The organism is Konateibacter massiliensis (assembly GCF_900184995.1).
In the GTDB taxonomy this organism is placed as follows: domain Bacteria; phylum Bacillota; class Clostridia; order Lachnospirales; family Lachnospiraceae; genus Lachnotalea; species Lachnotalea massiliensis.
The window spans coordinates 1651610-1678030 of sequence record NZ_LT860099.1; the positions used below are offsets into that span (position 1 = coordinate 1651610).

Annotated in this window: 21 protein-coding genes; 4 read left to right on the plus strand and 17 right to left on the minus strand. The window is 42.8% G+C overall.

The window, feature by feature from the left end; all coding sequences use genetic code 11:
* Positions 1-11: 11 nt before the first annotated feature.
* Positions 12-647: an ABC transporter permease gene (locus CTY48_RS13395; RefSeq protein ID WP_236354931.1), complete on the minus strand. Its 636-nt coding sequence runs from the start codon at positions 645-647 to the stop codon at positions 12-14.
* 381 nt (positions 648-1028) lie between these two features.
* Positions 1029-1928, minus strand: a complete 900-nt coding sequence (locus CTY48_RS13400; RefSeq protein ID WP_099468984.1) for a LysR family transcriptional regulator — start codon at positions 1926-1928, stop codon at positions 1029-1031.
* A 261-nt stretch (positions 1929-2189) separates the two neighbouring features.
* Between CTY48_RS13400 and CTY48_RS13405 the strand changes: the two genes are divergently transcribed.
* The gene (locus tag CTY48_RS13405; protein WP_099468985.1) at positions 2190-4244 is read left to right on the plus strand and encodes an alkaline phosphatase family protein; all 2055 of its coding nucleotides are present in this window, start codon (positions 2190-2192) and stop codon (positions 4242-4244) included.
* Between the two features lie 103 nt (positions 4245-4347).
* On the opposite strand, the gene eno is transcribed toward CTY48_RS13405, so the two are convergent.
* The 6 genes from eno to CTY48_RS13435 all read right to left on the minus strand — a co-directional run bounded on the left by eno (position 4348) and on the right by CTY48_RS13435 (position 8871).
* Positions 4348-5640, minus strand: coding sequence for a phosphopyruvate hydratase (gene eno, locus CTY48_RS13410; protein WP_099468986.1), 1293 nt, complete (start codon positions 5638-5640; stop codon positions 4348-4350).
* A 153-nt stretch (positions 5641-5793) separates the two neighbouring features.
* Positions 5794-6306: a ferritin gene (locus CTY48_RS13415; protein WP_099468987.1), complete on the minus strand. Its 513-nt coding sequence runs from the start codon at positions 6304-6306 to the stop codon at positions 5794-5796.
* 35 nt (positions 6307-6341) lie between these two features.
* Entirely contained in the window at positions 6342-6881 is a 540-nt protein-coding gene (rbr, locus tag CTY48_RS13420; protein ID WP_099468988.1) for a rubrerythrin, read from the minus strand.
* A gap of 160 nt (positions 6882-7041) precedes the next feature.
* Positions 7042-7812, minus strand: coding sequence for an HD domain-containing protein (locus CTY48_RS13425; RefSeq protein WP_099468989.1), 771 nt, complete (start codon positions 7810-7812; stop codon positions 7042-7044).
* Between the two features lie 28 nt (positions 7813-7840).
* Positions 7841-8275, minus strand: coding sequence for a D-aminoacyl-tRNA deacylase (gene dtd, locus CTY48_RS13430; RefSeq protein WP_099468990.1), 435 nt, complete (start codon positions 8273-8275; stop codon positions 7841-7843).
* Positions 8276-8292: 17 nt separating this feature from the next.
* Entirely contained in the window at positions 8293-8871 is a 579-nt protein-coding gene (locus CTY48_RS13435; protein WP_099468991.1) for a TetR/AcrR family transcriptional regulator, read from the minus strand.
* A 304-nt stretch (positions 8872-9175) separates the two neighbouring features.
* On the opposite strand from CTY48_RS13435, the gene CTY48_RS13440 reads away from it, so the two are divergent.
* A complete protein-coding gene (locus CTY48_RS13440) occupies positions 9176-11071 on the plus strand; it encodes a heavy metal translocating P-type ATPase (protein ID WP_099468992.1) in 1896 nt (631 codons plus the stop codon).
* A gap of 20 nt (positions 11072-11091) precedes the next feature.
* Here the strand turns inward: CTY48_RS13440 and CTY48_RS13445 are convergent, their stop codons facing one another.
* A complete protein-coding gene (locus CTY48_RS13445; RefSeq protein WP_099468993.1) occupies positions 11092-11694 on the minus strand; it encodes a hypothetical protein in 603 nt (200 codons plus the stop codon).
* Positions 11695-11955: 261 nt separating this feature from the next.
* Here CTY48_RS13445 and CTY48_RS13450 point away from each other — a divergent pair, with 261 nt between their 5' ends.
* Entirely contained in the window at positions 11956-12966 is a 1011-nt protein-coding gene (locus CTY48_RS13450; RefSeq protein ID WP_099468994.1) for a glycoside hydrolase family 5 protein, read from the plus strand.
* Positions 12967-13128: 162 nt separating this feature from the next.
* Here the strand turns inward: CTY48_RS13450 and CTY48_RS13455 are convergent, their stop codons facing one another.
* The 7 genes from CTY48_RS13455 to CTY48_RS13485 form a co-directional block, all read right to left on the minus strand.
* A complete protein-coding gene (locus CTY48_RS13455) occupies positions 13129-14349 on the minus strand; it encodes an alginate O-acetyltransferase AlgX-related protein (protein WP_099468995.1) in 1221 nt (406 codons plus the stop codon).
* 15 nt (positions 14350-14364) lie between these two features.
* Positions 14365-15849 carry an MBOAT family O-acyltransferase gene (locus CTY48_RS13460; protein WP_099468996.1) on the minus strand — a complete coding sequence of 495 codons (1485 nt, stop codon included), beginning with the start codon at positions 15847-15849 and terminating at the stop codon, positions 14365-14367.
* On the minus strand, positions 15846-17009 hold the full coding sequence (locus tag CTY48_RS13465) for a hypothetical protein (protein ID WP_099468997.1): 1164 nt from the start codon (positions 17007-17009) through the stop codon (positions 15846-15848). The genes CTY48_RS13460 and CTY48_RS13465 overlap by 4 nt, the downstream gene beginning before the upstream one ends.
* A 15-nt stretch (positions 17010-17024) precedes the next feature.
* Entirely contained in the window at positions 17025-19304 is a 2280-nt protein-coding gene (locus tag CTY48_RS13470; protein WP_099468998.1) for a glycosyltransferase family 2 protein, read from the minus strand.
* A gap of 364 nt (positions 19305-19668) precedes the next feature.
* Positions 19669-21003: an NADP-specific glutamate dehydrogenase gene (gene gdhA / locus CTY48_RS13475; RefSeq protein ID WP_099468999.1), complete on the minus strand. Its 1335-nt coding sequence runs from the start codon at positions 21001-21003 to the stop codon at positions 19669-19671.
* A 160-nt stretch (positions 21004-21163) separates the two neighbouring features.
* On the minus strand, positions 21164-23035 hold the full coding sequence (locus tag CTY48_RS13480; protein ID WP_099469000.1) for a heavy metal translocating P-type ATPase: 1872 nt from the start codon (positions 23033-23035) through the stop codon (positions 21164-21166).
* Between the two features lie 79 nt (positions 23036-23114).
* Entirely contained in the window at positions 23115-25034 is a 1920-nt protein-coding gene (locus CTY48_RS13485; RefSeq protein ID WP_099469001.1) for a glycoside hydrolase family 127 protein, read from the minus strand.
* A gap of 140 nt (positions 25035-25174) precedes the next feature.
* Between CTY48_RS13485 and CTY48_RS13490 the strand changes: the two genes are divergently transcribed.
* Complete coding sequence (locus tag CTY48_RS13490; RefSeq protein WP_099469002.1) at positions 25175-26038, plus strand: AraC family transcriptional regulator; 864 nt, start codon at positions 25175-25177, stop codon at positions 26036-26038.
* An 84-nt stretch (positions 26039-26122) separates the two neighbouring features.
* Here CTY48_RS13490 and CTY48_RS13495 read toward each other — a convergent pair whose 3' ends face one another.
* Positions 26123-26398, minus strand: coding sequence for a metal-sensing transcriptional repressor (locus tag CTY48_RS13495; protein ID WP_099469003.1), 276 nt, complete (start codon positions 26396-26398; stop codon positions 26123-26125).
* Positions 26399-26421 lie beyond the last annotated feature (23 nt).

Here is a 26421-nt window from a genome sequence, read left to right on the forward strand (position 1 = left end):
TCTAATTTCCGTTAATTTTTGCCCTTCCAAAATACAATTCTTTTCTCTAGATAAAGTAAAACTTTATCCAATAGAATTCCCGTGATACCCATAATAATAATGCCTACGAATATAACATCACTCCTCAAATATTTGCTTGCGTCCAGTACCATCCAGCCAATTCCTGTTGTGGCGGCTACCATCTCTGCGGCGACCGAGGTTGCGTAGGCAATACTCATAGCATTTCTGAGCCCTACAAAGATATCCGGCAGTGCCGCAGGAAATATAACGTAACAAAATATCTGGCTCTTGTCGGCGCCTAATGTTCTGGCACGGTTTAGATAATCCTGCTTCACTCTCGTCACACCTGCCACACAAGAAAGGTAAATCGGTGCAAATGCCCCTAAATACAGCAATACAATCTTGGAACTGTCTCCGATACCCATCCACAATATGATGATTGTGTAGTAGCCAAGCGGCGGAAGCGGTCTGATAAATGCGATAACCGGCTCAAACACGGCTCTTATCTTTTCCGAATAGCCGCTGAACAGTCCTAATGGAATTGCCGTGACTACCGCTATCAGATAGGCGATGAACAATCTTCTAAGACTTGCAAACAGATGCTCCCACAATGCATAGCCCTTATATCCGTTTTGAAGTAAATCCACAAATGTATTCCACACCTGAAGCGGTGTCGGAAACAGAATACCGGATATTTTGTCATTCCATGTGGCGATGACCCAGAAAATAAAAATGACAACGCCTGTCAGAATGCTGATGCCGAAGTTTCTTTGCTTATGTTTAATAGCTCTCCCTCCTTTTCATAGTATACTAGTATGATTAGTATGATTTGATGTGAGTACTTTAAACCAATTTTATTCAAAATGGAACCCTCCATTGTTGCTTATGGGGTATTTAATTTTTTCATATGCCAGGAAATCAAACTGCAATTTCCTGGCATATGAAAAATATTATGCACACCTCGCAAAATAAAAGTTATTGCTGCGCAACTTGCTCGGGTGCGGAGTGTGAGCAAAGCTCACACCATTTTAAATCCTCTCCGTCATACCTTTTATCACGTTCAGTACAAGATGGTCAATCTTCTTTGCCTTGTATTTTAAGCTCTCGACATATCCCACCTCAAAGCTTAGGTCTTGGTCAGATATCGGAATTCTGTGTATCCTTCCGCTTTGAATATAGAAATCATGTTCCGACATATGCTTCGGAAAAAGAGCCACATAATCATTTTGCGTAATCATGCTTTTAATAGAATCCAAATTGTCGGTCCTGAAAATAATATTCGGAAACTTATTCGCTCCCAATATATTTGTGAGTCCGCCGTTGTACTTTTTGAATTCATCCTGATAGGCAATATAGGGCAGCTTCCTAAACTCTTCACAGGAAATGCTGTCCGCCTCCCAATAAGGAGAGTTCTTTCCCACGTAAAGCATATATTCATCCCGAAACAGAGGGGTATATTTTAAATCTGTATTTCTCTCCAGTCCGTCATAGTGAATGAGTATCCCAAAACCTGAAATGCCGGACGATACGTTATGTGCCACACGGTCGCTTTCTGAGGTTGTCACGGAAAGCAAAATATCTGCCGCAGCTTCATTTAAATATTGCAGCGTCTTCGGAATAATCCAGTCACAAATACAAGGAATACAGGTTATATTTACTTCACCCGTGTTTTTCTGCTCTTTGACCAATCCCGTTATCTCGTCGAGCGATTTGAATATCTCCTCAGTCTTTTCAAGTATCCTCTCACCCGTGGCGGTAGGGGTTACGCCGGTATTCGTCCTCCTTAAAAGATCGATTCCCAGCTCCTTTTCCAGATTGCTGATGGCGTAGCTGACAGAGGACTGCGACATATAATTTTTTTCCGCCGCAATGGATATGGAATTGTATTTTACCGCTTCCTTAAAGTAATATAGCTGTTCAAACTTCAAAATATACGCCTCCTTTTATACTATTCATATATGTTTAGTATAGTATAGTTTTACATACGCGTTTCGTCAAGCAGCTTTTTATATTTTTTGCAGGACAGCACACTGGATTATCATAGTTTTTGATACCCCATATCTGCAATTAACGCTATTCAATCTTGGTGAAATCATATATAATCTATTTCATATCTGAATTGTATGAATTAAATAACAGTTAACATATACTGTAGGGTTGCAAATTAAAATAATAAAGGAGCTTATGAAATGAAAAGACAACCAAGCACTCAAAAATTAATTGTATTAGGCATCGACGGCATGGACCCGCTTACAACCAAACGATTGGTGGACGCCGGGCGATTGCCTCATATTAAGAAGTTTCTGGAAAGGGGGGCTGCCAGAGAAAATCTGGATATGCTGGGGGCACACCCTACCATCACACCGCCTTGCTGGACCACCCTTGCCACCGGAGCCTATCCGGGAACACACGGCATCACCTGCTACTGGCGGCAGTCTCCGGACAGCCTTGATGCGGTTGTCTATAATATGGACTCCAGAAATTGTAAAGCGGAGCCGGTCTGGAATACCACAGTGGAAGCCGGTTTAAAAACACTTATCTGGCACTGGCCGGGTTCTTCATGGCCTCCAACCTCCAAAAACCAGCTTCTGAGCGTTGTGGACGGCACGCAGCCCGGCTCTGTCAATATGGGTGTGGCACAGATGGATTGGGAAAAGGTAATTTATGCTTCTTCCGATATAAAAAATATTAAGTTCATCCCTCACACGCAGAAGGCTGCCGGAGTCGGCTGTAACATTACCGATATGAAGGAGGCTCTGTCCATCGATGATGCGGAAGAGGATTTGATGATGGAGCTTTGGTGGGGAGATGAGGCGCGAAAAGGCGGTGAAATCCGAACCTACATTAAGGATTTAGGCGACACCGAAATGATGATTGGGGCAAAGGTTGCCTACGATATGATTTTCTCTCCGATTACTCCGGCATCAGGCTGGAAAGCTGCACCGGAAGGCGCTTTGGAATTTACCATTCTCGTCTCAGCCGGTAAGGAAACACGCTACGGACTGATTACCAAAAATCAAGACAGCATCTACGATACCGTCAGTCTGTACCGCTCCAAGGAGGATAAAGAGCCGTTTGCTCTTATCCCACAGGGCAAAATGGTGACCGGAAGCATCGACAACACAACCAAAAACAACGTCACCAAGCCTTGCCACCGCTCCTACAAGATTTTGGAGCTAAGTCCCGACGGAACGACACTTCGGCTCTGGATCAGCAATGCTTTGGACACGACCAACAACATGCTCTGGCATCCTGCCTCCCTGCACGAGAATATCGTGGAGAAAGTGGGACACATCCCTCCTGTCAGCCTGATTGGAGGAGAAGATTTTGAATTGGTAGAGCAGATTTTTGAACCTTCTTGGGATATTTACAGTCAGTGGCAGGCAGATTGCCTCATTCATCTGTTAGATGAGGAAAATTATGACGTTGTTTTAAGCCATCTCCACAATGTAGACTGTGCCGGTCATCAGATTTGGCACTTAGGCAAAACCTTGGAGCCTTGGAAGCACACAAACGAGAAGCTATATCAGGGCTTAATTGAACGCTTTTATGAGCAGACCGACCGATATCTGGGCAGATTTCTGCCATATCTGGATAAGGGCTATACTGTTTTAATCGTCTCCGATCACGGGCTTTTAGTCGGCGAAAACGTACCGCCAATTCTTGGGGAGTATGCGGGACTCAACACAAAGGTCATGGAGGATTTGGGATATACCGTCTTAAAGAAGGATGCCGACGGCAATAAGTTAGATGAGATTGACTGGGAAAAGACACGAGCGGTTCAGATTCGAAGCAATTATATTTATGTCAATTTAAAAGGCAGGGATAAACACGGAATTGTGGACCCGGCGGACAAATATAATTTGGAGGAACAAATCATATCTGACTTGTATCGTTACAGAGATGAGGCTACCGGAAAGCGCGTTGTCGGTATTGCACTTCGCAATAAGGATGCTGTGCTGCTCGGCACAAACGGCGAAGAATGCGGCGATATTTTCTTTACGATTGAGGAGGGCTTCAACCGCCTCCATGGGGACGGTCTCACCACCGCCCAAGGGTATTTCAACACCTCCGTATCACCGGTCTTTATTGCTGCCGGAGCAGGAATCAAACATGATTTTATAACAGAACGTGTTATCCGACAGGTGGATGTCACACCTACGATATCAGCGCTGCTTGGCACGAGAATGCCTGACCAATGCGAAGGGGCACCGATTTATCAGATTTTGTCGGATGCGTTTTGATAAGTTAATAATAAAATCACTTCTTCAATTTGGCAAATATCAAAATAAGCAAATCTCCTTTTGTCGGAGATTTGCTTATTTTATATTACTTATAATATTTGCATTATTTAATATTAAATGCTCCAAAGCCCGGATAAACGCTTCCTGCTCCAAGCTCCTCTTCGATGCGAAGAAGCTGGTTGTATTTTGCCACACGCTCGCTTCTGCTTGGTGCACCGGTCTTAATCTGGCATGTATTTAACGCAACTGCCAAATCTGCAATTGTGGTGTCCTCTGTCTCGCCGGAACGGTGTGAGGAAATTGCTGTGTATCCAGCCTTATGCGCCATCTTAATTGCTTCTAATGTCTCGGATACGGAACCGATTTGATTTAACTTAATCAAAATGGAATTACCGCAGCCTGAATCGATACCTTTTTTCAGACGCTCTGTGTTTGTTACGAACAAGTCATCGCCTACAAGCTGAACTTTATCGCCAAGCTCTTTCGTCATGAGCTGCCAGCCTTCCCAATCTTCCTCATCAAGACCATCCTCGATGGAGTAAATCGGATATTTCTCACAAAGATCTTTCCAATGTGCTACAAGCTCTGCGGAAGTAAATTTCTTCTTGGTCTTCGGAAGAAAATATTCTCCCTTTGTGCCGCTCTTCCACTCACTGGAAGCTGCGTCCATCGCAAGCACGAAATCCTTGCCCGGCTCATAGCCTGCAAGCTTCACTGCCTCTAAAATATAGTCAATTGCTTCCTCGTCGCTTGCGAGATCCGGTGCGAAGCCACCTTCATCACCAACGGAGGTAGCAAGTCCTTTCGATTTCAATAATCCTGCCAGCGCATGGAATACCTCAGTACACCAGCGTAAGCCTTCCTTAAAGCTCTCTGCTCCTACCGGCATAATCATAAATTCCTGAACATCCACTGTGTTTGCCGCATGTGCACCACCATTTAAGATATTCATCATCGGAACCGGAAGTCTGTTTCCGTTCACACCACCTAAGAAACGATATAACGGAATGTCCATTGAGGTTGCTGCTGCTCTTGATACTGCAATTGACACTGCAAGTATCGCATTTGCACCTAACTTAGACTTGTCCTTTGTTCCGTCCAAATCAATCATAATTTTGTCAACTAAATAGATATCAGAAGCATCTACTCCAACGAGTGCATCATTGATAGCTGTATTGATGTTCTCTACTGCCTTTCCTACACCTTTACCGCCAAATCTTCCTTTATCTCCATCTCTTAATTCCAAAGCCTCAAATTCGCCTGTTGAAGCACCGCTTGGTGCAGCTCCTCTTGCAATCGTACCGTCAGCCAAATGTACCTCAGCCTCCACAGTAGGATTTCCTCTCGAATCAATAATTTCTCTTCCTATTACTTTTTCAATTTCTAAATAATTCATTAACGACACCCTTTCTTTGGATTTCATTCCGCCCTAATGTGTCAATTAGGGCGAAAAGAATCTAAAATGATTTATTCACGAAGTTAGCTTGAACTAACTAGTTAAAATTTAGCACATCTTTTGTGAAAAAGCAACATTTATATTTTATTTATCTTACAGTACTAAGGAAGGTGCCGTGTATACACGTGCTGCCAACTCCGAATCCAAAAGATACAGACTCTTTGGATCGCTTCCAAACAAGTCATATTTTTTAATAATATCCTCTGTATTCTTCTCCTCCTCGTTCTGTTCCTTCACAAACCAATCCAAAAACTGCATTGTTCTGAAATCCTTCAGCTCATAAGCAGTTCCGTAAATGTCATGGATTTTTTCTGTCACCTTGAGCTCATGCTCCAAAGCTGCCACTGTAGGCTGACGAAAATCTGTGTAGGTGACATTCGGTGCTTTTATGTCGCTTAATTTTACCTGCGCACTGTTGTTTAACAGATAGGTCATAAACAGCATTGCATGGTCACGCTCTTCCTGCGTCTGGATTCTGAACCAGTTTGCAAAGCCATCCAGATTATTATCTGCATAATAATTAGAAATATCCAAATAAATGTATGCCGAATATAATTCGAAATTTATTTGCGCTGTTATTTTATCTACAATTTCTTGGCTAAGCATATACACTGCCTCCCATTCTTTTTATCAACTGCCTCTTAATAGTTTTCAGCTTTAATCTGGAAATATGACTTTGGATGGTCACATACCGGACAGACTTCAGGAGCTTTTTTGCCGACTACAATATGTCCACAATTTGCGCACTGCCAAATCATCTCGCCGTCTCTTGAGAATACAATGCCTTCTTCGATGTTAGCCAGAAGTCTTCTGTATCTTTCCTCATGCTCTTTTTCGATTTTTCCCACTGCTTCAAATAAATATGCAATTCTGTCATAGCCTTCTTCTTTTGCTTCCTTGGCAAAAGTTGCATACATATCAGTCCACTCATAGTTTTCGCCGTCTGCCGCATCATTCAAGTTTGCAATTGTGTCCGGAATTCCGTCCTTTAAAAGCTTAAACCATATTTTCGCATGCTCTTTCTCGTTATTTGCTGTTTCTTCAAATAATGCAGCAATCTGAACATAGCCCTCTTTTTTAGCCTTTGATGCGTAATAGGTATACTTATTACGTGCTTGTGATTCTCCTGCAAAAGCAGCCATTAAATTTGCTTCGGTCTTACTACCTTTTAATTCCTTCATTTTACCACTCCTGTTCTTCACATTTTATTTGTCAGTTACTTTTCCGTTTTAAACAGAATTTACCAAATTTTCACAAATAACTGTATTAATTTGGATACTTTTTATTCTAACATTTTATTGAATGTTTTTCAACAAGCAACACCTACGATTTTTTCCGACCTTACCCCGCAAAACGAATATACTCTGTCATCTCTTTCTCCAGCTTTTCAAACTGCTGCTTTGCAATCTCATTTTCCACCTTAAAGTGTAAAAGCTGCCTCAAATATCCCTGCTCCTCCGCAATTTTAAGACTGATGGGATAAACCAGCTCAAAAACGAGAGAGATATGTCCCACCACATAGTCGAGCGGACTTTTTTTCAGCTTGTGCTCCACTGCCCTGTGGCTCATGTAGCCATCCATAACATCCGCTGTTACAACAGAATTTCTGATTTCCTCTTCACTAAAATCATATACCGTCTCCAAAGGTATCTCAACATTCACCTTTAAAATATCTATTTTATCCGCATCACGAATCAGATTGCAAAACAGCATTGTTCTTTCATCAAAATCCTGCGGCAATAGGTAGGCATTGTGATACCAGATTGCTTTTCTGATGATAGTATCATACCGCTCGTCTTCTATAAACCTGCGGATAAGTCCGTCCTCAAACAGCAGCTTTACTCCATATTGGGCATGATTAATAGATTTTGCATCCATGAAGGTGCCATAATTTTTAAGTTGCTCAAATCTTCCGATATCATGCAGCATCCCGATCAGCCATGCAAGCTCAATCTCTTCCTCACTCATCTCAAGAGATACCGCGATTCTTTTACAGAGGGCTGCCACGCGGTAGGTATGATCAATCTTCAGCTTGATTCTTGGGTCCTCGTCATTATAATTTTTCACATATTCCTGAAATGTTTTTCGCACGTTTTCTTTCTCAATCAGCATTTGTATCACCTCATTTACTTTTCAAAATCTAATCCAACAAAATTGTGAAAGGTCCGTCGTTGAGCAGCTCGACCTTCATCTCTGCCCCGAACACGCCATGCTCCACAACCTCAACCTGTTTCCTGCACTCCGCGATAATATATTCATAAAGCTCTTCTGCAAGCTCCGGATTTCCTGCACCTATAAAAGAGGGGCGGTTTCCCTTCCGGCAATCTGCATAAAGGGTAAATTGGGATACAATCAACAATTCGCCTCCTATATCCTTTAACGCGAGATTTGTCTTTCCATTTTCATCCTCAAAGATACGAAGACCTATCATCTTCTTTACAAGGCGGTCTGCCTCCTCCTTTGTATCCTCATTTCCCACTCCGACAAAAACCAAGAAGCCCTTTTTAATCGAGCCTGTTACCTCTCCCTCAACTGTTACCTTTGCATGCTCTACACGCTGTATTACAAATTTCATTTTTTACCTCACTTTTCCTATCCATAAAACTGAGGAAGCACCGGTGCTATCACTGCCTCGAAGTAACCGGAAATCTCCTCCGGCGACTGCCTCATCTTGTTTTTTATCCACCACTGTACCAATACAACAAAGCTTCCCGAAATATGTTCTACAAGAAAATCATAGGGAATTGCTGCTTTTTCCTCCTCTACTCCATCCAACATGCTGGATGTAATGAGCTCGTTTAAATACTGCTTAAAATAAAAGAGGAACAGCTCATTGCTCTCACTGTTTAAAAGCCCTATAATATTCCTTTTATTATCCCTTAGATGATAGAGAATATGTGTGAGCATAGAGCTGCTGTCCTTCGCTGTCAGCGAAAAATCATGAGTCGTCTCCATATCCAGACTCTTCGAAAAAATATGCTCAAACAACTCGGTACACATTTCCTTCAGCAAATCATCCTTTGTCTCAAAATGAGCGTAAAAGGTGCTTCTTCCGACGTTTGCCTTTTCTATAATTTCCTGAATCGTTATTTTACTGTATCGCTTCGCAGAAAGGAGACTCCCAAAAGCCTCAAAAATCGCCTCCCTCGTTTTCTGCTGTCGTCTGTCCATACTCTCCTCCTAATCAGATAAATAAGTGTGAGTTCTACTCACACTTCGCGCCCGAGCGGGTTGCGTCGCAACTGCTTCCTATCCGCGAGGTGCGCATAAACAGTTTGTTCTAAATATAGGAAATTGCAAAACAATTTTCTATATTTAGAACAAATTTATAGAATTGTTCAGTAACATACATTCCGCAAGAACTGTCCGTTGTATCCTTGCTCATCTTTATATTATAATTTTATCGAACAAAGTGTTCATAAACTAAATTGTATCCCAGTATGTTAAAAATTTCAAGTAGTTTGGAGGTATTGATATGTTAAAACAGTTGAGTGATAGTTTCTCCGGTATGAAGCTGACGCTTCTCTCTGCCGTTTTTTTAATTTGCAGTATTATTTTGATGATTGGAAAAATTTCATTGCCTTTTGACCCTGCGTGGGGAGCCGTGATAATTTCCGGTTATCCGCTGCTCTACCTTGCTATGACAAGGCTCATCCGTCAAAAATGGATTTCTTCCGCACTTTTGATTTCCATCGCCATGCTTGCCTCTCTCGCCATCGGCGAGATATTTGCAGCCGGTGAGGTGGCATTTATTATGGCAATCGGAGCAATCTTGGAAGACAAGACAGTAATCCGTGCCCAAAAGGGGCTTTACAGCTTGATTTCCCTGACCCCGAAGGAAGCAAGAAAAATAACCGTTCAAAACGAACAGGCCACACAGGAAATGATTCCCGTGTCCCAGATTGCGCTGGATGATATTCTTCGCATTCTGCCCGGCGAAACTATTCCGACGGACGGAATTATCTTATCCGGCAACAGCTCCATTGACCAGTCGATTATGACTGGGGAATCTCTTCCGGTCGATAAGGAGGCGGGGGACAGCGTTTTTTGCGGCACATTAAATTCTTTTGGCACAATCGATATCCGCGCAACCCATGTAGGGGAGGATACATCACTGCAAAAGCTGATCCGGCTTGTGCAGGAGGCAGAGGATAAAAAAGCTCCCATGCAGCGCATCGCAGATAAATGGGCGGTATATCTCGTTCCCATCGCCTTGCTTATCGCAGTCGGCACCTTTGTCGTCATGCAGCTTTTAGGCTATGATTTGATGATTTCCTTAAACCGCCTTGTCACGGTTCTTGTTGTATTTTGTCCCTGTGCATTGGCACTTGCAACCCCCACAGCCATTATGGCAGCCATCGGTCAGGCGACAAAGCACGGTGTTATTATCAAATCCGGTGAGGCATTGGAATTGATGGGAAAGGCAGATGTCATTGCCTTCGATAAGACGGGCACCTTGACAGAGGGCAGGCTGACCGTGAGCGACATTATTTCCTTTGACCCGGAATTCTCTGAGGACGAATTGTTGCTGCTTTGTATGTCTGTGGAAGAAAAAAGTGAGCACCCGCTCGCCAAAGCCATCGTTGCGCATGGCATGTCAAAGGGCGTACGCTCAAAAGAGGTGACTGATTTTCAAATGTTTCCTGGACAGGGCGTCCGCGCAAACTTTTCACAACTGCTTCTGCAATGCGGAAGTGAAGCCTATCTGGAAAAATGTGATATTAAAATACAGGAAGGTTTCAGACCGGAGCTTGAAAAACTGCGGCTTGCCGGAAAGGCAGCTATTTTCATTGCTATTGAGCAACGCTGCATCGGCGTGATTGCATTGACTGATGTCCTTAGAGAACATGCAAAAGATGTGATACAAAAGCTGAAACAAATGAATTTGGATATTATTCTCCTGACCGGCGACCATATCCAGTCAGCAGGCTATATGGCAAATCAGGCGGGAATTGCACATATGAAAGCAGGGCTTCTTCCTGCCGGGAAAGTCGAACAGATACAAGACATGCAGGAGAAGGGCAAAACTGTCTGCATGATTGGTGACGGTATCAACGATGCGCCTGCCCTCAAAGCGAGCGATGTGAGCATTGTCATGGGCGGCATGGGAAGCGACATCACGATTGAAGCCTCCGACATTGCCCTGATGAGCAGTGATATCACCAGAATCCCTTATTTAAAGCGTCTCGCCAATTCAACGGTAAAAACCATACGAGGAAATATTATTGCCTCCATGTGTATCAATGCCATTGCCATCACACTCTCCGTGCTTGGACTATTAAATCCGGTAACCGGCGCTTTGGTTCACAATGCCGGTTCCGTACTTGTTGTGCTAAACGCAGCCCTGTTATATGACCGTAAGTTTCTATGACAGGGCGGGTTGTAAAGCAACTACTTCCTATCCGGAAGGTGCGCATACAAATTCAACAGCAAATCATTGCTGAATTCAAGCTTTGCCATTATCATCTGCTTTTCGTGTTGTTCCGCTTCAAGCTCCGCCTGCAAAGCTGCAATTTTGACTCTTAGCTCTTCAAATTCACCAGCCTCCATCGGCACGATTTCTTCAGCCTGCAGCACTAGCTCCTCTGAAGCCGCAATATAAGCGGCAGCTTCCATAACAGGCTCATTTTTACTTGCCTGCTTTTTATTATGATTGTTCTGGTTCTCGTTTAGAGAAGGCAAATACCCTTCTGATAATGCTACTACCTTGCTCTCCTTTCGCATATAGCTTCCCTCCGGAAGCTTCATCTGTTCCTTGACAGACAGGTTTTTGACATTTTCAATTGCAATATTGCCTGCCGGAAAGGCTATTGGCAATTTTGCCTGTCCTTTTGCCTTTAAGATACGGTTTTCCCTCTCAAGCTGTTCAATCTGCTCCTCCATCTGCTTGACTCTCTGTTCATTTTCCTCTAATAAGTCATCCACATATTGAAGAACATCCTGCTTGTTATAGCCGCCCCAAAATTGGCTTTTTAAAATAACTTCTTCATTCACCGTTGTTTTCCTCTCTTTCGTCTGCGTTTTTCGTTTTATTTCATTGTCTCTTTTTATTTTTTCCTATATAATGATTAGGGGTAAAAGCCCTATTTTATATCATAGGAAAGTTCTCCGAACTTCCCATTGATATAAAAAGGCACTTCGTGCCTGAATGCGCACCTCGCGGATTGAAAGTAGTTGCTGCGCAACCCACTCGGGCGCGGAGTGTGAGCAAAGCTCACACTTTGTTCTACGATTGAATTTGAAACGGAGGTTTCTATGAAACATACAATATTTATCTGTTTATCTGTTATCGCACTGACTTTTCTTCTGTCCGGCTGCTCGGATGATACATCGTCCTCTGTGCCGCCGGATCTGAGTAAATGTCTGAATATAGGCAATGCTCTGGAAGCGCCAAAAGACCAGCCCTGGGACGTTCCTATGAATATTTCTTACTTCAAGGTAATCAAGGAAGCTGGCTTTCAAACAGTCAGACTTCCCGTCCGCTTCTCCGACTATGTTGATAAAAGCAGTACGGACTATATTTTGGATGAAACCTTTATGACCCAGATAGACGCCTACATTGATGAGGCACTCGCACAAAACTTAACATTGATACTGGACCTACATCATTTTACCGAACTTATGGAAAATCCTGATAGCAATAGAGACTGCCTGATTGCCATCTGGGAGCAGCTTGCCACACGCTATAAGGATTATCCTGCCACCCTCGTCTTTGAGCTTGTAAATGAGCCTCAGGGCAGCTTAGACAGCAATCAGTGGAACAGTATGCTGGCTGATTTGGTAAAAGCCATCCGCGCCGTTGACAAAACACACTACCTCATTGTCGGAGGAGTTAATTATAACTCTATCGATTCCCTTAGCACCTTAGTGCTCCCTGCTGACAAACGACTTATCGCAACCGTGCATTACTATGAGCCAAACGAGGTAGCCTTTCAAGGAAACGAGTACCACGAAGGCTTTCAGAATTTAAGCGGCATCACTTGGGAAGGAACCGCAGAGGAGGTTTCCTATCTGCAAAACAGACTGCAAACTGCAAAGAGCTGGGCAGATCAAAATAATGTTCCTCTTTTCCTCGGTGAATTCGGCATCAGCAAAACCGCACCGGCAAGCACACGCGTAAACTGGACAGCAGCTGTTGTGCGAGAGGCTGAAGCCCTCGATATAGACTGGGGCTATTGGGAATTTGCCTCTGGCTTTGGGATTTATGACTTGTCCGCCTCCGCTTGGGATGAGGACATGGTAAATGCCCTTTTGCCGCAGCAGTAAGTCGCGAGGATGTGCCAAGGCACATCCTTTTCTATCATAGAAAAATCTATGATAGAAAAACTATTATGCGCACTCCCGCAAAAGGAAGATGTCGGTTTCACCGACTGCGCTCGGCGCAAGGATGTGCCAAGGCACATCCTTTTCTATATACAAGCCGCCACTTTACTCCTCGTAGAAGGGGAAAAATTCCTCTGTCAGGTTTTGCGGGGTATAGCTTACAAAAATATAGTCAAAATCATATTCCTCGATAACCTCATCAATGTCACCGGCATAATATCTCGGATCTATCATATAAACCTTGGAACAGCCCAGCGAAAAGAAGGACGCTACCGGCACCATAAGCGAATCTTTGATAAACAATACCTTCGGTCCATCCGTATTATTAAAATTGCTGACCTCCACAAAACCCGGATTTCCATTCATATATGTAAAATATTTATCGTTTGTCGCATCGTAAATATCGCCTTCTCCCGATAACAGGGAAGTGAATGCAAGTGACTGTTCGAATCTTCCCTCTGCCTTTGTCTCCACAGAGCCGCTTTGGGCATAGAAGTAAAAGTTTGTATCAAATTTCGGATAGATAAACGTAAAATCCTCAACCTTTGAATAGAGCTTTCCTTCCTTTCGACCCATTGAGCCGATATAGGAATCTTCATAGGTAATCTGATTATAATTTTCTAAATTGGTATACTGCTCCTTATTCGCAAATTCCAAGCCATAATCTTGTTCCAGCACATCTACAAATTTTGTGAACGCCCAAAATGCCGTCTCAATCTTCCAGTGGTGGTCCGTCTGATAAAAACTCTCCGGCACATATCTTCCGTCTTCCTTCATAAGCTGTCTGAAATCCAGTGTATCAACACCTCGCTCGGCAAGTGCAGACAAAAAGTTATCGGCAGTCTCATTTGCATAATTGTAGGGAATGCCTTTTTCAAACTCTGTCACACCCGTGATGTATTTATCCGGAGTCATCACATACATCACCTTGCTGCCCGTCGCCTCTGCCGCTTCCTTCAGCCTCTCCATTCGATCAACAAGAGTATCGACCTCATTTGGTCCCGAAGTAAAATAGGTATAATGAAGGCTTCCGTCCTTCGCCTTCACAACCTCAAAATTATTGATTTCCTTCTTGCCTAAAAGTTCCTGCAAATAGCCATAGCTCTCAATATAAGCGTATTTATCATACACCTCGTCCGTTATTGTGCTGTTTGCCGCCGCAATAAACTCCGGCAGCGCTGTAAATCTATCATCGCTTTCTGCCCAAACCACCGCGCTTTCCTTTAATGTTTGGTAGGCGGTTTTCCAATTCAGGAAGGACAGAGTAAACAAAATAACAACAAATAAAACTGCTGTAATTCCTTTTTTAGCAAAAAAACGTTTCACGATAAGCCCTCCTTCTTAGAATTGAAAATAGATAAACGGATTATAGCTTCCCTTTACCATATAGGTAATACAGATTAAAAACAATATAATCATGCCGATGGGATACAACACACTAATGAGTCTGACAAGCGGTGCTTCCTCGTAAAGGGTATGTCCCTTATCCCCCTGCTGCATGTCCACACTTTTTCGCACCATAATTCCCTTTGCCATAAACTGATTTAAAAAAGAAGCAACCGGCAGACTGAAAATAAATGCTGCAAGAAAGAAAACTCCAAATTCCTTTAAAAACAAAAGCGTATAATCGCTGTATATACCGTTTGAAATAAAGTTAAACATGCATGTGATATAACTTCCTGCCTCCTGAAGCGAATCCGCCCTAAAAATGACCCAGCCGATTATAATAACCAGCATCGCATAGATATGGCGCACTGCATTCGGAATGTTGCGCTTGTCAAACTGAAACATTTTTTCAAGTGCAATAAACACAAAGTTAATCACTCCCCATACTAAAAACGTCCAATTTGCCCCGTGCCATACACCCGTTGCAATCCAAACAACTGCGAGATTTCGAATGAGCAAATCCTTGTTGACTACTCTCGAACCGCCAAGCGGGAAATACAAATATTCGCGGAACCACATTCCAAGTGAAATATGCCACCTTCTCCAAAATTCACTGATGGATTTTGAAATATACGGATAATTGAAGTTTTTATCCAGCTTAAAGCCAAACATAAGCCCCAGCCCGATTGCCATATCGGAATAACCCGAAAAGTCAAAATAAATCTGGAACGTATAAGCAATCGCTCCGAGCCATGCAAGGCTTACCGGAATATTGCCCATATTGTGTATCTCGAATATGCGGTCCACAACAATTGCCATATTGTTGGCAAGCAATACCTTTTTCCCAAGTCCTACGATAAAAAAGCACACTCCCGAGGAAAACTTTTTCAAGCTCTCCCTTCTTTCCGTAATCTGCGGCTCAAAGGTCTCATATTTCATAACAGGCCCTTGTGTCAGCTTTGGGAAAAAGGATAAATACAGCGCAAAATGAAGCGGGTTTTTCTGCATCTTTACATCTCTTCTATAAACATCAACAACGTAGGATATTGCCTGAAAGGTAAAAAATGATATACCGATTGGTAGAGCAATATTGATAATATCGGTCTTTCCTCCTGTCGCATAACTTATGTTCTTCGTGATAAAGGTCAAATATTTAAAAATAACAAGCACAGATAAATTAAATGCAACCGCCGTGACAAGCCAAAAGGTCGAAAGACCTTTTCTCTTCTTTGCCTGACCGATGAATAAGCCTAATATGTAGTTTACTGCAATTGCTGCAAGCAACAGCAGAATATACTTTGGTTCTCCCCATGCATAAAAAAACAAACTGCAAACAATCAATATCAGATTCTTTATCGTTCTTGAAAAAAAGAATACATAATACAATAGGAGTACTGCGGGAAGAAAATAAAATAGAAATGGTAAGCTTGAAAATGTCATAGTCCCTTCTCGTCCTCCTCATGAAATATTTGATAAAGCTTTTTCTTCATTTTCTCATAATTTGTCTTTGCCTCGGAAAACCAGACTGAAAAAACTGCTAAAAAGAATAAAGCAAGCACAAAACCCAATATACGAAAGAAAATAACCGAGTTATTTAATGTTGTATATGCAGTTGATGTGATTTTCTCTACGTCCCCTGCACTCGGAACACCCACGGCTGCAACATCTGTACTGACATGCTCCAAAGAAATCACCAGTTTTCCTGCATTCACACTCTGCTCTGTTTTTGCATAGATGGTAATCTCAGGTTCTGTACAGCCGCTTTGTATCTCCAAGGCACCATCGGCACTCAATGTAACTCCGTCAATATCCTCCTCCATAAAAAAGGATAAATCCGCATCTTGCAGCTGACCCTCTAAGTCCGCAGTCGTTCCTTCATACTGCCAAAGAACAGATCCGGTGCTTGGAAGCAACACTGTTTTTTCCCCGGAAAGTGTAATCAAAAAACAGCTCTCCCGCATCAGCTCAACACTTCCTTCCAAAAAGGCAATGTTGCCGATCGAGTAAGAAACCTGCTGTTCCTTCTCCACAACCGTTGTGATTCCCCATGATTGAATGGTTTTCAGGGAAACATTCTCTCCCTCCTCATCAAACAACTGGGTAAACGGAACATAGATTGTTCCGCTAAAATGAGCCGGTATGGCGATTGTTCCGTACTCCGCGGATAAAACCTCCGTCTTTTTCGTCTCATCATTTTCAGCTACCGCAAAGGATTTTTCAAGCATCATCACGCTGGTATCTGCGTCAACTGTCAAGGTTAAATTAATTTTCACATCATTATCACTGTTATTCACATAGTGAAAACGTATTCCGTCAAACGTTCCGATGTTTCTCTTTTTATAATCATAAATATAAACAGAATAGTAATCCTCATCCAATCCTGTTGTGTCTGCCGTCACATCAACCTGATATTCCTCTCCCTTGCCGCTCGTCTCCTTCGTCACAACGGCACCGTCGCTCCATTCCTTCAGTCCGCTTTCGGTCGGTGTGATTGTCGTTTCATCCGCACTGCTTATGGCAAACACCGTCTGTGGAACAGACATAAGCAAACAAAGTTCCAACAAAAGTATAATAAAATAACCTCTTATGTTTTTTCTCATTTTCCTACCTGTCTCCTATAAATAATTCAGTTCATCAAAGCTCTCGTACTTTTTCAGTGTCCTGTCAATTCGTTTACGGTAAGAAAGCTTTTCTTCCTTGTCGGTCTCATAATCGCCCATCCAATTCTTCAACACAGAGCGAAATTCTGCATTTTGAATAACCTCATCTGTATTTTGTATCCGGTAACAGCTCCCATATTTAAAGCTTCTCTCCTCCAATATACACTGGATTGTTACACTGCCCTCCACGATGGTAAGCTCCTTCGGCACTGCCTCCCCACGCAGAAAACAGATTGTCAGAAACTCATAGTTAAAATCTCTCAGTAAAAGAGTTCTCCCCTCCGCTGTCTTGACACGGCTATACAGATTAATGCGCGGAAGCTTTCTGCTGAAATAATCTCGTCCTCCGGCTCTTCGGCTGATGTTAATCATAATATCATCCACGGTACTGAGGCTCGCCTCGATTTCCTTCGGAAGGGAAGGCTCTCTGTCATACACAATCTGCAGCATCTCAAGGTTGTTCTCCTCGCTGATATCCGTCAGCTCAAAGCCATACCTCCACTTATCCTTGGCACTCATAACATTGGCAACCCTTGCCTGAAAACTTGTTTCATAGAGCTCTGTCGCAAGCTTTATCGTAACCTCTTCCTGCGGTGATATCCATTCCGGAAAATCAAGTGTCACTGCAATACCTTTTTCCGAAATATTATCTGTCTTGGTGCGGACAACATGGTCTCCATAAATAATCAGGCAGTCTACCTCCACATCAAAGCGCTCAAACTGGCGGTGCGGACGTCGTCCAAACATGAAGAACAATGCCATCATAAGATTGAACAGATTAACCAGCAGCCAGAACATAATAACGATGAACACAGGTGTCCCCCGCTCAAAGGTTTCCACGACGCATCTTCCAAGTCCCCACACACTTAAGCCCAGCAAAATAAGAAGAACAATCGAGTTTTTAAAGCTGTACCAAATGCCGTTTCCTTCCAGCTTCTGCTTCGAATCCTTCTTTGTCACGACGAATTTACTCTGTGATATGCCAAAGGTCTCCAGTAAAACCGCCGGCAAAAGACTTGGAAAAAGTATGGTTTCATAAATATTGGTAAGCCGCGTATTGCGGATATTTCCTGATAAAAGCCGAAGTGTTGTGTTATTGAGCAAATACATCGGAAGCCAGAACAAAAGAACCTCACCCAACGTACACTTTACAACAATCACATTGAACACTGCATATAAAATAGGTGACATCAGATAAATAAGGCGCTTTAGGGAGCCATACCAATAGGTGATAGAAGTCAGATAGCTCATCTTCTGCTTAAAATTAAGTCCCTTTCGAAACAGGATATTTACCTTTCGTCCCGTCTGGATACAGCCTCTTGCCCAACGCTGTCTCTGTTTAATCAGACTCTTTAAATCCTCCGGCGCCATACCGCATGCATAGGACTCACTGATGGCATAGCACTGATAGCCCTTGCTCTGAATGACCATACCGGTTGCAAAATCCTCGGTGATAACACCCGTGTAAAAGCCTCCCGCATCCTCGAGTGCCTCACGGGATAAAATTGTGTTTGTTCCGCCGTAAATAACGGTATTGCTGGCATTACGCATTACCTGAACGTCGCGGTAGAAATAATCCTGCTCATTCGGAATACGGTCCTCCGAATACAGGTTATATTGAAACAAGTCTGGATTGTAAAAGGTCTGAGGTGTCTGTAAAAAACCTATTTTTTCCTCTCCCAGGAAATAAGGCATACAGTTCATCAAAAAGTTATGTCTTGGCATCATGTCGGCATCAAAGGTAACAATAAAAGGTGAACTTGTCACACTCATTGCATGATTTAGGTTACCCGCCTTAGCAAATTCATGAGTATCCCGGACTAAGTGCGTAATACCCATCTTTTCTGCTAAAACACCCATTTCATCGCGATGTCCGTCATCGCATAAATAAATATGTACTTTGGATTTATCAGGATAGTCCATATGCAGGCATGCATTTATGGTCTTATATAGAAGTTCAGGCGGCTCATTGTAGGTGGAGATAAAAATGTCCACATCGGGATATTGAGAGTTATCCACTTTGGGTTTCTCCGGCACCTGGATATTGGTGAGTTGTCCGAAATGAATCAGCATCTCAAACAATCCGATAATCTCAACAATAAGCAGGCTTAAACCGCATATAGTTGAAAAAATGCCATATTCAAACGGAATGGTTCGAAGGATTCTCCATAGAATATAAATAATAGAACTGAATATTGTAAAAAACACGAGTGCTTTTCTAGTTATTGGCTTCATCTTTTTCTTTTCCCCCTATTCGTATTTTATATTGCGACCAAAATAAAATCCCCATTTTATATCCGCCGCAGCAAATTTATCCTTAAAGTAACATCAATGTATATGTACTGGTATTTTTTTACAAACTGCATGGTCCATTATATCTTCTTTCCATTGGTATTGCAAATAATTTTATACATCTTTTTGTTGTTTCTTTTGACTTTTTACTCCTATTTACGCCTTTTTATTTATTTTTTATATTTATTTTATACCCACTTTATATTTCAAGCTTTATTTTGTTCTTTTTCCCTTCTCTCATATAAAAAAAACCTCGGATAAACCGAGGCTTTTTTTTATGTCAATATTATTTCAAAACTAGTTTTAATTAGCAAACGCCCTGCGCAATCATAGCATCCGCAACCTTCATAAAGCCTGCGATATTAGCACCTATTACATAGTTTCCTTCTACGCCGTACTCTTTTGCTGCCTCGTCCAGATTGTGGAAGATATTTACCATAATCTGCTTTAATTTTGCATCTACTTCTTCAAATGTCCAGCTTAATCTCTCGCTGTTCTGTGTCATCTCAAGCGCTGATGTTGCAACACCACCTGCATTTGCAGCCTTACCTGGCGCAAATAAAACACCGTTTTTCTGTAAGTACTCAGTTGCCTCTAAGGTTGTAGGCATATTAGCACCTTCAGCCACCGCAAGACAGCCATTTGCTACTAAAGCCTTTGCATCGTCTAAGTTCAGCTCGTTCTGTGTTGCACAAGGAAGTGCGATGTCACATTTCACTGTCCATACGCCTGTTCCTTCATGGTACTCAGCACTTTTTCTAGCCGCTGCATACTCGGTAAGTCTTGCACGTCTTACTTCCTTAATTTCTTTTAATAAATCGATATCAATTCCCTCTGAATCATAAATCCATCCGGTTGAATCAGATACCGTCACTACCTTTGCCTTTAACTCGTGTGCCTTCTTAGCTGCATAGATTGCAACATTACCGGAACCTGAAATTGCAACGGTCTTTCCTGCAATGTCAATCTTGTTTGCCTTTAACATTTCATCTGTTAAATATAACAAACCAAAGCCTGTTGCCTCTGTTCTTGCTAAAGAACCGCCGTAGGATAAGCCTTTTCCTGTCAAAACGCCTTCGTATGCGCCGCGGATTCTCTTATACTGTCCAAACATATAGCCGATTTCTCTTCCGCCTGTTCCGATATCTCCGGCAGGAACATCAGTGTCAGCTCCGATATATTTGTATAACTCTGTGATAAAGCTCTGGCAAAATGCCATAACCTCTCTGTCAGATTTTCCCTTAGGATCGAAATCGGAACCGCCTTTTCCGCCGCCGATTGGAAGTCCTGTCAAGGAGTTTTTAAACACCTGCTCAAATCCCAAAAATTTGATAATACCGATGTTTACAGATGGATGTAATCTAAGTCCGCCCTTGTAAGGTCCGATGGAACTGTTAAACTGAACACGGTATCCTGTGTTTACCTGAACCTGTCCCTTATCATCTACCCAAGGAACTCTGAATTTAATCTGTCTTTCCGGATTGCAGAGTCTCTCTAAAAGTGCTTCTCTTCTATACACCTCTTCGTTTCTCTCTACTACCACTCTCAATGATTCCAATACTTCTTTGACTGCCTGATGAAATTCTGCTTCACCTGGGTTTTGCTTTACAATTAGCTCAATGACTTCGTCAACATATGACATACGTTTTTCCTCCTTATTAGCAAGACAATCTACAGCTGCGGCGATTCTAACGCCCTAATCCAAAAACGATTATAACGCTTTAGCGTAACAGAGTCAATATATTATATCAATTTCTTGTCTAAAATTATATCAATATTTAATATTCCCTTCCTATTGTTTTCTATGATGCCTCTCTCCATTTTAATAACAATGAAGAATTGATGATGACAAAGACAGAGCCTGCATTATGTACCAGTGCTCCTAAAACAGGATTTAAAATGCCTGTAATTGCCAGCACAATCGCGGCAAAGTTTAAAAGCATGGAGAATGCAAGATTATATTTAATCTTTTTCATCATTTTCTTGGAGAGACTCAGAAGGTGCGAAAGCTCTCCCATATCATCATTGACCAGTGCAATATCCGCAGCCTCAACTGCAATATCACTTCCGATTCCTCCCATTGCAATTCCTACATAAGCACGCTTTAGCGCCGGAGCGTCATTGATTCCGTCTCCTATCATACACACCTTTTTGCCCTGCTCCTCATAGTAATCAATCCATTTTAATTTGTCCTCCGGCAGGCAGTCTGCATACACCTCTTTGATATTTAGCTGCCCTGCAATATTTTTTGCCGCATTTTCATGGTCTCCGGTGAGCAAGACAGGCTGGATTTTCTTTTCCTTAATTTTTGCTATCGTATCTGCCGCCTCTTCCCGCATCGTATCCGTCAACGCAATAAAACCTGCGTATTTGCTTTCAACGGAAATATAAATAATGGTACATCCACGATTTACATATTTCTCAGCTTCTGTTTGATTGCTTTCTTCCATTAAAATACTGTTTTCTAAAAGAAGCTCCTTGTTTCCGGCAAAAATCTCTTTGCCCTCCACAATGCCCCATACACCTCTTCCCGGCAGCATACGAAATTCGGTGGCTGTTTTATCTTCCTGTACTTCTTCCTTCTTATAGCACTGTACAACCGACTTTCCAAGCGGATGCTCCGACCTTGCCTCCACACCGGCAGCATACGCATACAACAATTCTCTCGGAATTTCTTCAAGACAGCTCTGAACCGCTGCAACCTCCGGCTTTCCGTAGGTCAGCGTGCCTGTTTTGTCAAAGGTGATTCTTGACACATCTGCCAGTCTCTCAAGGGCGTCGCCCTCTTTTACCAAAAACCCGTGCTTAGTGGCATTTCCAATCGCTGCCATAATCGCTGTCGGGGTCGCGAGCACCAACGCACATGGGCAAAAGACAACCAAAATGGTCACCGCGCGGATGATCTCTTCCGTAAACAGCCACGTAAGTGCCGCCGCACTAAGTGCTATCACGACAATCCATGTCGCCCAACGATCCGCAAGCCCAACAATCTTAGCCTTTCCTGCATCCGCTGACTGTACAAGACGTATCATTCTTTGAATGGAACTGTCATCTCCAACCTTCGTGGCTTCCATGTCAAAGGAGCCAAATTGGTTTACCGTACCGCTTGATACCTCGTCCCCGACGTGTTTATCAACCGGAAGCGCCTCTCCTGTCATAACCGCCTGATTGACAGAGGTATGACCTGATTGGATGATTCCGTCCACCGGAATCGTCTCACCCGGCAAAATACGGAGCAAATCTCCAACCTTGACTTGCTCTGCCGCAATCACTGTCTCCGCTGCTCCATTTATGACTCGCGCTGTTCTGGGCGTTAAATGCACGAGCTTCTCAATACCTGCCCTCGCTTTTGCAACTGTGGCATCCTCAAGCAAGGCACCAAGCTGCATAATAAATGCGATTTCTCCTGCCGCAAAATGTTCACCGATTAAAACCGAGGCAATTAAGGCAAGTGATACAAGCACATCTGCTTTGATATCAAATTCCGTCACCAGCCCGATAACTGCCTCCAATATAATTGGCAATCCGCATAAAATAATGGCAATCCATGCACTGTCAAAGGGCAATGGATTTATGCCCGCAATGCTTAATATCAGCGCAAATCCTCCTAATGCCAGACAGACAATATCCTTTTTCATGCCGCCCCACTCTAAAAATTGTTCTAATTTCTCCATGTTTATCCTCCTTATACCCATGGGGGTATAAGGATATAATACCCATAGGGGTATGAGTTGTCAAGTTCTTTTTCATACTCTATAAAATTTCCGGCAGCCATACCCGCATCTCATTCAGTCCTCTGTTTCCCCACGCATAATAAGGAATCAGCGTTATCTTGCATTCTTCACCTGCCGGTGCCTCATAGGAATAGAGCTCCTTGCCGGATGAAAGCCTTTCTCCCTCTATGACAATTTTTTCAATGTCTCCCAAGTCATCGGACTCTATGGTCTCTGTCTTTGTGTTTTTCTTCACCCGCAAGCCCAAAATATCGGCATCATTATCTGCACCTTCCGCACAATAGATAAAAGGTCCTTTGGAAAAAGCAACTTTGCCGCTGTCTGCGCTTACATTGCTTTTCGCATAAATGTGTTTTACACTCATGTCAAAGTTCACCGTTATCTTATCCTCCACCGTAAATTTACCGGTCACATAGGCATAACCGTCCTTCACCTCGTACTCTGCCTTTTGTCCGTTTTGCATGATACATGTTTCCTTGCTCCATGCAGGCATTCTGATTGCAATGGTCATATCCATTGCCTCTCTCTCCGGCTCAAAGCGATACGTCACCGTATCTCCGTATGGAAAGCTTGCCTCTGTCACTATTTTTCCATGAAGCTCCTCGGTTAAGTCAAGTGTTCCGCCCATAAATAAGTGATTGTACGCAACTTTGTTTTCTGCTGTCCATGCATATCTTCCAAGAGAAGAGATAAGGCGTGCCACATTCGGCGGACAGCATGCACATGCAAACCACTTTGGGCGTGTAGGCTTCACATGCATAAGATTGACCGCCTCTCCCGAAATCCCCGGTATTACCTCAAGCGGATTGACATAGAAGAAACGCTGCCCATCCAACTGCATTCCCGCTAAGACACAATTATAGAGCGCTCTCTCCATCACATCCGCATATTTGCTATTCATTTCTAGCTCAAGCATTTTCCTTGCAAAGAAAATCAAACCGATGGAAGCACAAGTTTCCCCATACACGCTGTCGTTCGGCAAATGATAGTCCTTTGTAAATGCCTCTCCTTCGTATGCCGAGCCAATCGCCCCTGTCACATACATTTTACTGTCCGTAATGTTATCCCAAAGCGTCTTGCAGGCATTTTTTAATGTTTCATCCTGCTCCACCTTTGCAACTTCTGCCATTCCGGTGTAGAGGTAAACCGCACGAACCGCATGACCTACCGCCTTTGTCTGCTCTCGCACCGGTGCATGACTCTGCGTATACTCTGGGTTTTCTCCCTTGCTTCCCCATACTGTCCAGCCCCTCGCCTGACTCTCCTTTGCAAAATATTGACTGTCTACTCCTCGCACATCGATAAAATGCTTGGCAAGCTCTTTGTATTTCTCATTTCCCGTATACTCATACATTCTCATCAAGGCAAGCTCCACCTCAGGGTGCCCCGGATAGCCTTTTGCTTTTTCTTCAACGAAGTGCTTATAAATATGGTCTGCCATTTTGCACATAATATCTAACAACTTCGTCTTTCCGGTATTATCTGCGTAGGCAACCGCCGCCTCCATCATATGTCCCGCACAGTAAAGCTCATGTGCCTCCTCCAGATTGGTCCATCTTTTGCCCGGCTCCTTCACCGTAAAATAAGTATTTAAATAGCCATCCTCCTGCTGGGTGCTTCCAATCAGCTCAATCACCTCATCCATGCGGCTCTCCAGCTCCTTATCAGGATATTTTACAAGTGAATACGCAGCGGCTTCCAGCCATTTTGCCACATCGCTGTCCTGAAAAACCATGCCGTAAAACTCCTCCTCGCATTTCCCGTCCTTTCGCATTTTGGCTGCACTTTTAAAATTCTCAATCGCATGGCTCTTTTCCGCATCCGTAATCTCATCCTTTAGCACTTTTTCCTGATAAGGAATCACTACCTCTTTCACAAGTTTTTCATATCCGCCAAAGAATTTATCCTCGATGGTAAAACGTTTCATACAGTCTTTCATTTCTTTTTCCTCCCATTCATATTAGGTGTTTAAAACAGATAGACATTTCTTTCAAAAAGTCTTATGATATAGAAACAGTATGCTTTATTAGCGTACTATTTTCAACTTCCAGAACAATATAAAAGGTGGTGAAAACTTATATGCGTTATTTTATTACAGATGCTCATTTTCCTATCTCCTACATTACCTGCGGCAATTTAATCAGCCGTGAAAACTTCTGCCACAACCGGCGTACATTGGAGGAGCACGTCTTGATTTTGGTAAACGAAGGAACTCTATATATTGCACAATCCGGTGTAAAATATGAGGTCGGTGCAAAACAGTATATTTTCTTAAAGGCGGGGGAAGAACATTACGGCTACCAGCCCTCAAAAGGTACTCTTTCCTATTATTGGGTTCATTTTACGACAAAGGAGCCGGTCTTGGTACAATCCGATATCACACCTGACTTTTTGGAAAGAAATGCTTTTGCAGATGAAATTTATCTTATGCCGGAATGGGGCAGACTTTCTCTGACAAAACGTGTTTTTGTGCTGTTTAACCAGCTTCTTGACCTTTCTCGGCAGGAACAGCTTTATTCAAGCCGGATGACAGACTATGCCCTAAGTCTTCTTATCTTGGAAATATCACAGGAATTTATGGATATGAAGGATCACAAAAGTCAGAATATTCCGCCCAATATAAGCCGGATTATGGAATGGATAAAGGCAAACTATTTCAAGTCTGTGACCATCGCACAAATTGCAAAAGATACGGGCTATAACCCTGATTATCTATCTTCATTGTTCAAAAGAACAACAGGAATAACCCTGACACGCTATATCAACAAAATACGGATTGAAGCAGCCAAATCGCTTCTTGCAAGCTATCATATTTCCATCAAGGAAGCCGCTTATTCCTGCGGATTTTTAGACGAAAAATATTTTATGAAGGTTTTCAAACAAATTGAGGGAATGACACCTTCCCAATATAAAAAGGCTTTTACCAAAAAGAAAATCAACTAGAGAAAAGCCCAAATTCATAGAATTTTCCTATGATATATCAAAAACCCGGACAGGCATATCTGCTATACCATATCCGGGTTTTTCCTATTTCATATTTGCAAACCGCTCTACCGCTTTGGTAAAGCTTTCAATCGTCTTTTCCGCATCTCCGTGCTCAATTCCGTCACGGACACAGTGGTTGATATGTCCCTCCAAAACCACCTGTCCAACCCGATGAAGGGCTGATTTGGCAGCATTGATTTGGGATAGCACATCCTCGCATGGAACATCCTCGTCCACCATTCTGTCAATTGCCTGAACCTGTCCGATAATCTTATTTAAGCGGCGATGCAGGTTGTCTGCATCCATACATTGTCTCACTTCTCGCACCTCCTTATACCTAT